Genomic DNA, 7,004 nt, shown 5'->3' with positions numbered 1-7,004 from the left:
GCCAAGATGCCAGTCATCACAATGGATCCGGTGGTGATCAAGGACAGGTTCATGAATGCGGTGAACGCGTAGTGCGCGCCAGCGCCATCCACAGCGTAGAAGAAGCCCGCCGCCTTGCGCGGCGGCGTCTGCCACGGATGGTGTTTGACTATATTGACGGGGCTGCGGGCAATGAGGCTGGCGCACGCCGTGCACGGCACGCGCTTGATGCGGTGACCCTGCAGCCACGTATTTTACGGGACGTGTCGGACCGGTCGCTTGCCACAACACTATTTGGTTCAGAAGCGGCACGGCCCTTTGGCATTGCGCCCATGGGCATGTGCAACCTCGCATGGCCAGGTGCCGACCTGATGCTGGCCCGTCTTGCCGCGCGATACAAGGTTCCGCACGGCATTTCGACAGTTGCGTCCACCCCGATGGAACGCATCCTCGAGGTGGCCGAGGGACATGCCTGGTTTCAACTCTATTTTTCTGGCGATGGGACTGGAACCTTCAAGCTGATCGAGCGGGCCAAACAGGCCGGTTTTAAAACACTTGTCCTGACTGTTGACGTGCCCGAGGTAGGGCGGCGCCCCCGTGAGTTACGCCACGGATTCAAGATGCCCTTCAAGTGGAGCCCGGCGCGTGTGCTGGATTGCGCGCTGCACCCACATTGGAGCTTGAGCACGCTGGCCGCTGGCGCACCGCGTATGGCGAATTTCAATATGGAGGGGTTTGAGTTTGACCGGACAGAAAGCCGGGCAAAGGCGGATTGGGATACGTTCAAACGCGTGCGCGCGGTCTGGCCAGGCAAATTGGTGGTCAAAGGGGTACTGGATGCTGATGACGCGGCACAGCTTGCGCGCGAAGGCGCCGATGCCATCCAGGTGTCGACCCATGGTGCACGCCAATTGGAAAGCGCGCCCGCCGCAACGGATGCGCTGATCAAGATACGCGCACGTGTAGGCCCTGATATGCCGCTATTTTTCGACAGCGGCCTGCGCTCGGGAGAAGATGTGTTGAAAACGCTGTATCTTGGGGCGGACTTCACCTTTCTTGGTCGGCCTTTGCAATTTGCAATTGCTGCGGCTGGGGAACGCGGTTTGCAAAAGATGTGGGATGTTCTCTCCGACGAGCTTTCAATTGCCATGGCTCAGACCGGACAGACAAATCTGCGACAGGGCTAGTCGGCTTTGAAAACTTTTAGTGCAGTAAATGACGGACCAGTGGGATTGTGCCGCTGCACCTCAACACTAAACGAATGGCCTGTGGGGTCCAAAATACCGCGCAAGAGCCGGCATTCAGCTCCTCCCGGACCGCGAAAGCAGTCGGCGCATCAACACCCGGCAGCGGAGAACGGTCCGCCCCAAGGTATTCTTCCGCCAAACCAGCACCTTGGTTTGCAATCAACGAATACTTGATGCCGTCGCAGAGGGAGCATTGCCGGACGTGATGATCGAGACACCGAGTTGCTGTAATCTTGGGCGCAATCTGTCGATCAGCCGACCTTGCGCGTTCGCCACATGAAAAGCGTCTCGAGTGCGCCGTATGTGCCCAAGACCTTGTTCGAGAACCCGGCCTTTTCAGCGACCTTGATCGAGCCGGAATGCTCTGGATCAAAAATGCACGATGTCTGATTGTACTCTAGCCGTTCATCCGCCCACTCCAGCATCCTTGTGACCGCTTCTGTGGCGTAGCCCTGGCCATGTGCGTCCGTTTTGAATACCCAGCCGGCCTCGGGGGTTCCGTCCAGGTTGGGCAAAGTATTCCGCCTGCGGTCGGCAAACCCAACCTCTCCAAGGAACGTTGCGGTCTTTTTGCATTCAACGACCCAAAACCCAAAGCCCAAGTGCAACCAATGACCTGAGTAGCTTAAAAGCCGTGTCCAGGATTGTTCTTTGGTGGACGGCTTGCCGGAAATCAAAGCAACGACATCCGGATCAGCCCACATCGCAGCACTTGCATCGAAGTCTTCAGCGCGATGACCTCTCAGAATCAGGCGGTCCGTGTGCAGTGCTGGAGCAAGGGTTTCGAGACTTGGCATGGATGATCTCTTTCTACGTTCTGTGCAGTATCTGTATGCAAGGTGCCTGCCATCTTGACTTGGCCAAGATGGACCAGATTCTTTCTAGTTAAGTTGCTCTGATATGATCTTTTATGGGCTAGGTACGGATCACCATCATCCTGCTCGGTACGGTTCTTCCTGTACTGCATGGCCCAAGACCATCTTGATAAATAGGCAGGGAATGAACCATTCCAACCCGCCTCCGAGCGGCAGAAGAAGTTGGTTCCCGAGCAGGGCCAGTACGGTCAGTCCAGTTGCCGCTGCACGGCGCAAATAGAGCGGCGCAAAGAGCACAGTCGTTACGCTGACGAGAAGCAGGGCGTACCAAATGACTGAGTTCAGCACATTGCCGCCCAGCGCATACGCAATGATAATTGGATGGACGTGGATCACCGTGAATAGCATTGGGTTCTTTGCGAGGCGGGCGCTCATGCCTTCTCCCGATTGCAGTGGTGTGTGATAAAACCGCTTACAGGAGTTAAGCATGTTTGCGACCGCGCCGCCCGCTATGTCGAAGGCAAAAAAGGCCAGCAATGCTATCTGCCATCCCTCGGCAATGGGAATGTTGCGGCTTTGATCGGCAACAAGAATGATGCCAGTAAAAACCGTAGCCATCCCGTATGCCAAGATGCGTTCTGCTGCCGTGGCACCAGTCCCGCAAAGCGGGTCGATGCCGCCTGAATATGACCAGTTTATCTGTGCGGTTTGCATGTCTTCTCCTTTGGGTTGGTGATCTGCCCGTGCCGTTGGCTTTCCCGGAAGTATGTGTGAGGCAAGAAATCACCGGTCTGTCATTTTCATGATTGATTTATTATGACCAGCTGGTCATTTAAGGGGGTGCGGCAAAAATGACCATTTGGTCATAATAGATTTTTGTTCAGAATGGTTGCGAATGCCGACGAAGAGGAACGCGGACAGATGCCCAAGGTCGTGGACAAAGCAAGGATGCGGGATGAAATCCTTGAGGCGGCCATGGGGGTTTTTGTCGAAAAGGGATATCACGCGTCATCGGTAAGTGATGTGGCTCGCGCAGCCGGGTTGGCCAAGGGCACATTGTACATCTACTTCGACAGTAAGGAGGCGATGACGACCGCGATTGTGGACCGTCATTTCGCAACTCTGGAAGGCCAGATTGCCGGGGGCGAACCTTGCGAGACGCTCGATGCCTTTCTGGACGAGCTTTACGCAACGATGGATATCCCAGCCGAGGAGGCGTCCTTTCATCGCGTGTTTTTCGAGGTGTTCGGCCCCAGCTTTGCCTCGGATGCCTTCACGTGCCACGTGGCCCGTTTCTTTGATCGTCTGGGCGCACATTACGCGGATCGGATATCTTATCTCCAACAGCGCGGTGAAATCTCGGATCAGCTTCATGCGCCTTCGATGGCGCGCGCGCTGGCCAGCATGATGGATGGCGTCGTCTTGCACATGGGGTTGTTCGACATAAACCGGCGACGATATCGACGCATGCTTCGTGAAACGATCATGATGTTCGGGGCAGGGCTCCGGCCAATACCGGACAAGCGGGTTTGATGCACCATCGCCCTTCCAAATTTCAGAACCATAGGGAGACGTGACTTGAACATCTGGGTTTTCATTGTGGCATGTATCACCCTTTCCGCATTCTTGGCGCACGTTGTCATCGGCACGAAGGAAACGGCCACCCTCGAACCGGTATCCACAGATGGGCAGCGAACCACGCATTGGGTGCAGGCTATGTGCGCTTTTCAAATGCTCTCCGTTGACCTGCTTGTTGTGGCCGCGGCACTGTTCGGCATAGCCTTTCTGGACCTTGGTCCGCTGGCGCGCCCCGTAATACTGTTGTTCGGGCTGTTGTTTTTTCTGTGGGGCGTGGTCTGGCTTATTCAGATGAAGGTCCTGCACCGAACCGCGACCGGCCTCTGGCGACTGCCGCATTGGTTTGTCTGGTTTGTCTGTTCAGGGCTTCTTTTGCTTGGCAGCTAAAACACCGACGCACAAACCCAAACGACCTCAAGGGAAACACCATGCCCAAATCCATTGTCCCCGAAAACCTCGAAACCTACGTGACGGATTGGAAGATGTCGCCGGGGCTTGAGCATGAGGGTTTCATATTCATGACGGGCTTTACCGGGGTGCAAACCGACGGCACTTTGTCGGAGACCCCAACCGAACAGATAGAAGCCGTCTTCGAGACGATCGAAACAGTATTAACAAAAGCAGGCTTGGGTTTCGAACATCTTGTTGAGATGACCAGCTATCACGTTGGTCTCCGCGATCACCTCCAGGCATTCAAAGACATACGGGCAAAATACGTGATGGAACCGTTCCCGGCATGGACTGCCATCGAGGTTGCGGGCTTCGTCCGAGAAGGTGCTTGTATTGAAATCAGATGTATAGCCCGCAGGGCTTAATGAGGCACGCATGAGAGTTGTCACAGTAGAGAATGATTATCCCGTCAGCGCGGCACGGTTATGGGCACTTGCGACCGACTATTCCGCGCTGAGCGAGGTGATGCGAGGATTGGCCTCGTTCGAGGGATTGCCAAGCGGGCGTACCCAAACGGGGCAACGGCTTGAGGTAATGGTGTCGCTTTTTGGCAAGCTGCCAGCACAGCCTTACCGCATGGATGTCCTAGAATGCGACGATCAGCGTATGATCCTGCGATCGTCCGAGCGGGGCGCCGGAGTGAAATCGTGGTTGCACAGCTTGACCGTCATCGAAACCGAAACCGGCAGTCGGTTGCACGACCATATCGAAATTGATGCCGGAATGATGACGCCCGTTTTCGCACTTTGGGCCAGATACATGTACCAAGCGCGGCATAAGCCGCGGCTACGACTCTTGGACAGCGGGCGATACTAACAGGGCGGAACGCTTATGCCTTAGCCACATTGGAGCAGCTCAGAAAAATGGCGCGGGGCGCATTTCGCTTCCGCCCCATGCAAATCAGCTTCTGAGCCGCATCCGTTATGTTTCAGGGGCAAAGTCTTCTTCATCCGATGCTTCAGTGCTGCCAGCATCGCCCGTTCATGCGAATGAAGTCAGTGCCGGGTTGAGTGGAAATAAGCACGTTCAGGATGGGGTTGCCGCGCCAGAGACCTTCTCAATGACGGGCTCTCTGGCAAACAAGCTGACAGCACTTGCGACCTTGTCTTTCAGCACCCTTTGGGAATGCTTTTCCCCCGCAAGGACCGCTGAAAGGTGCACGTTCCCTCGCACGGCACCCAGAAACTGTTCTGCCGCTGTATCAGCGTCTGAGATAGCAAGATTTCTCGCGTCTCGGTGTGCTTCAAAAAAACGCGCCAATCCCTCACTGGCGACAGCAGGCCCGCGCTCAAAAAAATCCCGGGACAGCTCTGGAAAGTGCTGCGCTTCTGCCGTCATGACGCGGTACAGTGCAACGCCCTCCGGTGACAAAAGAACGCTCAGATACTCATATCCCATGCGGAACAGAGCCTGTGCAAATTCGCCTTCTGCCGGTTTTGGCTGCAACGCGGCAACAACCCGTCCGGAAATCCGTTCGACAATGGTGTGAAACAAGGCGTCCTTGTTAGGGAAGTGGCTGTAAAGAGTGCGTTTGGATCCACCCAGACGGGCATGAACCTGGTCCATGCTGGTGCGTCCAAACCCGTCGCGGAAGAACAATTCCGATGCTATTTCAATGATTTCTTCTCGCTTTTGGATTTGCCGAGATGTCATCGGTTTTGGTGTTTCGCGCAAAATCGACCTCCACATACATCGCTGCCGCTTGCAATGGTACGGGATCGTACCGTAGAGTGCAATGGTACGGCTCCGTACCCCATGTCTCGGATCTCCGTCAGACGCTGGTTACAAAGAGGAAGCTCGATATGGCCGATAGGCGTTCAAAAAAGATTGCCATCCTAGGCATCGCGACCCTGTGCCTTGCCGCTGCTTATGGTGTGTACAGTTACTGGCAAACACACCATGACTACACTCAAACCGACAACGCCTATGTGCGCAGCGATATCGTCCGCATTGCGCCAAAGGTGGCGGGCTACGTCGTCGAAGTTGCTGTCAATGACAATCAAAGGGTTGCTGCGGGTGACGTTCTGTTTCGCATCGACCCGGCTGACTACAAAGCCAAAGTCAGGCACGCCAAGGCAGCATTGGCGGCAGCAGAGGCTGCCCGTACCAAGCTTGATGAAGAACGGCTCATGCAGCACCTGTACACCGAGGAAGCTCAGGCGGGTAAAGCGGCCGCGCAGGCCGAGGCCAACCGGACGGACCAGGACCTGCGCAGAGCTCGAAACCTTATCGATGAAGGCTGGGCAACCAAGGCACGGCTTGAAGCGGCGACCGCCGTTGATGTCAGGGCACAATCATCTGTAGAGCAGGCCCGAGCAGTTCTGAAGGCCAGTCAGCAAAAACTGCGCGTGCTGGACGCACAGGCCGCTGCACTTGATGCGTCGATCGAGCAGGCGTCCGCGCAACTTCAACTCTCAGAAATCTCTCTCGGAGATACCGTGGTCCGCGCGCCCGCCTCCGGGCTTGTCGGCAATTTGCATGTCGAGCTGGGGCAGTTTGTGCGGCCCGGATCACCCTTGCTGGCAGTTGTGTCAGAGGAAGAAAAATGGATTGTGGCCAACTTCAAAGAAACCCAACTGGAGAGTTTGGCCCCTGGCCAATCTGTGACAGTCCGCGTTGATGCATTTGGAAGACGGGAAATTCCGGGACACGTCGACAGTATTTCACCGGCCAGCGGAGCAGAGTTCAGTCTCCTGCCGGCGGACAATTCCACAGGAAACTTCATACGGGTTGTCCAAAGGGTACCCGTCAAGATCCTGCTGGAGCCTGGAGATCCGCTTTTCAGTCGACTTCGCGCCGGAATGTCCGCTGAGGTGCGTGTGAAAATCCACCCCCGAACAGGGGAGGACATACCAGACGAAGGTCGAAACAGGACTTCGCTAAACACACTGCGGAGTCAGCAAAATGGCTGAAGCCGGCGCTAACGGCACTGTTC

General features: G+C 55.9%; 9 protein-coding genes. 6 read left to right on the top strand and 3 right to left on the bottom strand.

Annotated features, from left to right (window positions below; genetic code table 11):
* The first annotated feature begins 71 nt into the window (after positions 1–71).
* Positions 72–1,166 carry an alpha-hydroxy acid oxidase gene (locus tag IE087_RS10600; RefSeq protein ID WP_189369269.1) on the top strand — a complete coding sequence of 365 codons (1,095 nt, stop codon included), beginning with the start codon at positions 72–74 and terminating at the stop codon, positions 1,164–1,166.
* A 311-nt stretch (positions 1,167–1,477) separates the two neighbouring features.
* Here the strand turns inward: IE087_RS10600 and IE087_RS10595 are convergent, their stop codons facing one another.
* Positions 1,478–2,023: a GNAT family N-acetyltransferase gene (locus IE087_RS10595; RefSeq protein ID WP_189369268.1), complete on the bottom strand. Its 546-nt coding sequence runs from the start codon at positions 2,021–2,023 to the stop codon at positions 1,478–1,480.
* Positions 2,024–2,158: 135 nt separating this feature from the next.
* Entirely contained in the window at positions 2,159–2,755 is a 597-nt protein-coding gene (locus IE087_RS10590) for a hypothetical protein (protein WP_189369267.1), read from the bottom strand.
* A 171-nt stretch (positions 2,756–2,926) separates the two neighbouring features.
* On the opposite strand from IE087_RS10590, the gene IE087_RS10585 reads away from it, so the two are divergent.
* From IE087_RS10585 to IE087_RS10570, 4 genes are read left to right on the top strand one after another with little or no spacing between them, the layout of a single operon-like run.
* Positions 2,927–3,574 carry a TetR/AcrR family transcriptional regulator gene (locus tag IE087_RS10585; protein WP_189369266.1) on the top strand — a complete coding sequence of 216 codons (648 nt, stop codon included), beginning with the start codon at positions 2,927–2,929 and terminating at the stop codon, positions 3,572–3,574.
* Between the two features lie 45 nt (positions 3,575–3,619).
* Positions 3,620–4,006 (top strand): hypothetical protein, encoded by a 387-nt coding sequence (locus tag IE087_RS10580; protein ID WP_189369265.1) that lies wholly within the window; start codon positions 3,620–3,622, stop codon positions 4,004–4,006.
* 41 nt (positions 4,007–4,047) lie between these two features.
* Positions 4,048–4,434, top strand: a complete 387-nt coding sequence (locus IE087_RS10575) for a Rid family hydrolase (protein ID WP_189369264.1) — start codon at positions 4,048–4,050, stop codon at positions 4,432–4,434.
* Between the two features lie 10 nt (positions 4,435–4,444).
* Positions 4,445–4,885, top strand: coding sequence for an Rv1443c family protein (locus IE087_RS10570; protein ID WP_189369263.1), 441 nt, complete (start codon positions 4,445–4,447; stop codon positions 4,883–4,885).
* Positions 4,886–5,095: 210 nt separating this feature from the next.
* Here the strand turns inward: IE087_RS10570 and IE087_RS10565 are convergent, their stop codons facing one another.
* Positions 5,096–5,722: a TetR/AcrR family transcriptional regulator gene (locus IE087_RS10565; RefSeq protein ID WP_229801339.1), complete on the bottom strand. Its 627-nt coding sequence runs from the start codon at positions 5,720–5,722 to the stop codon at positions 5,096–5,098.
* A gap of 149 nt (positions 5,723–5,871) precedes the next feature.
* On the opposite strand from IE087_RS10565, the gene IE087_RS10560 reads away from it, so the two are divergent.
* On the top strand, positions 5,872–6,981 hold the full coding sequence (locus tag IE087_RS10560; RefSeq protein ID WP_189369261.1) for an HlyD family secretion protein: 1,110 nt from the start codon (positions 5,872–5,874) through the stop codon (positions 6,979–6,981).
* Positions 6,982–7,004: the final 23 nt, after the last annotated feature.

Origin of the sequence: Tateyamaria omphalii (genome assembly GCF_014651375.1) — a bacterium.
Lineage (GTDB): Bacteria > Pseudomonadota > Alphaproteobacteria > Rhodobacterales > Rhodobacteraceae > Tateyamaria > Tateyamaria omphalii.
This window is presented reverse-complemented; position numbering and strand designations above follow the sequence as displayed.

Bases quoted from the DNA above. Each gene is read 5' to 3' on its own strand.
- IE087_RS10570 (WP_189369263.1), top strand. From the start codon at position 4,445: ATGAGAGTTGTCACAGTAGAGAATGATTATCCCGTCAGCGCGGCACGG.
- IE087_RS10595 (WP_189369268.1), bottom strand. From the start codon at position 2,023: ATGCCAAGTCTCGAAACCCTTGCTCCAGCACTGCACACGGACCGCCTG.
- IE087_RS10590 (WP_189369267.1), bottom strand. From the start codon at position 2,755: ATGCAAACCGCACAGATAAACTGGTCATATTCAGGCGGCATCGACCCG.
- IE087_RS10585 (WP_189369266.1), top strand. From the start codon at position 2,927: ATGGTTGCGAATGCCGACGAAGAGGAACGCGGACAGATGCCCAAGGTC.
- IE087_RS10575 (WP_189369264.1), top strand. From the start codon at position 4,048: ATGCCCAAATCCATTGTCCCCGAAAACCTCGAAACCTACGTGACGGAT.
- IE087_RS10560 (WP_189369261.1), top strand. From the start codon at position 5,872: ATGGCCGATAGGCGTTCAAAAAAGATTGCCATCCTAGGCATCGCGACC.
- IE087_RS10565 (WP_229801339.1), bottom strand. From the start codon at position 5,722: ATGACATCTCGGCAAATCCAAAAGCGAGAAGAAATCATTGAAATAGCA.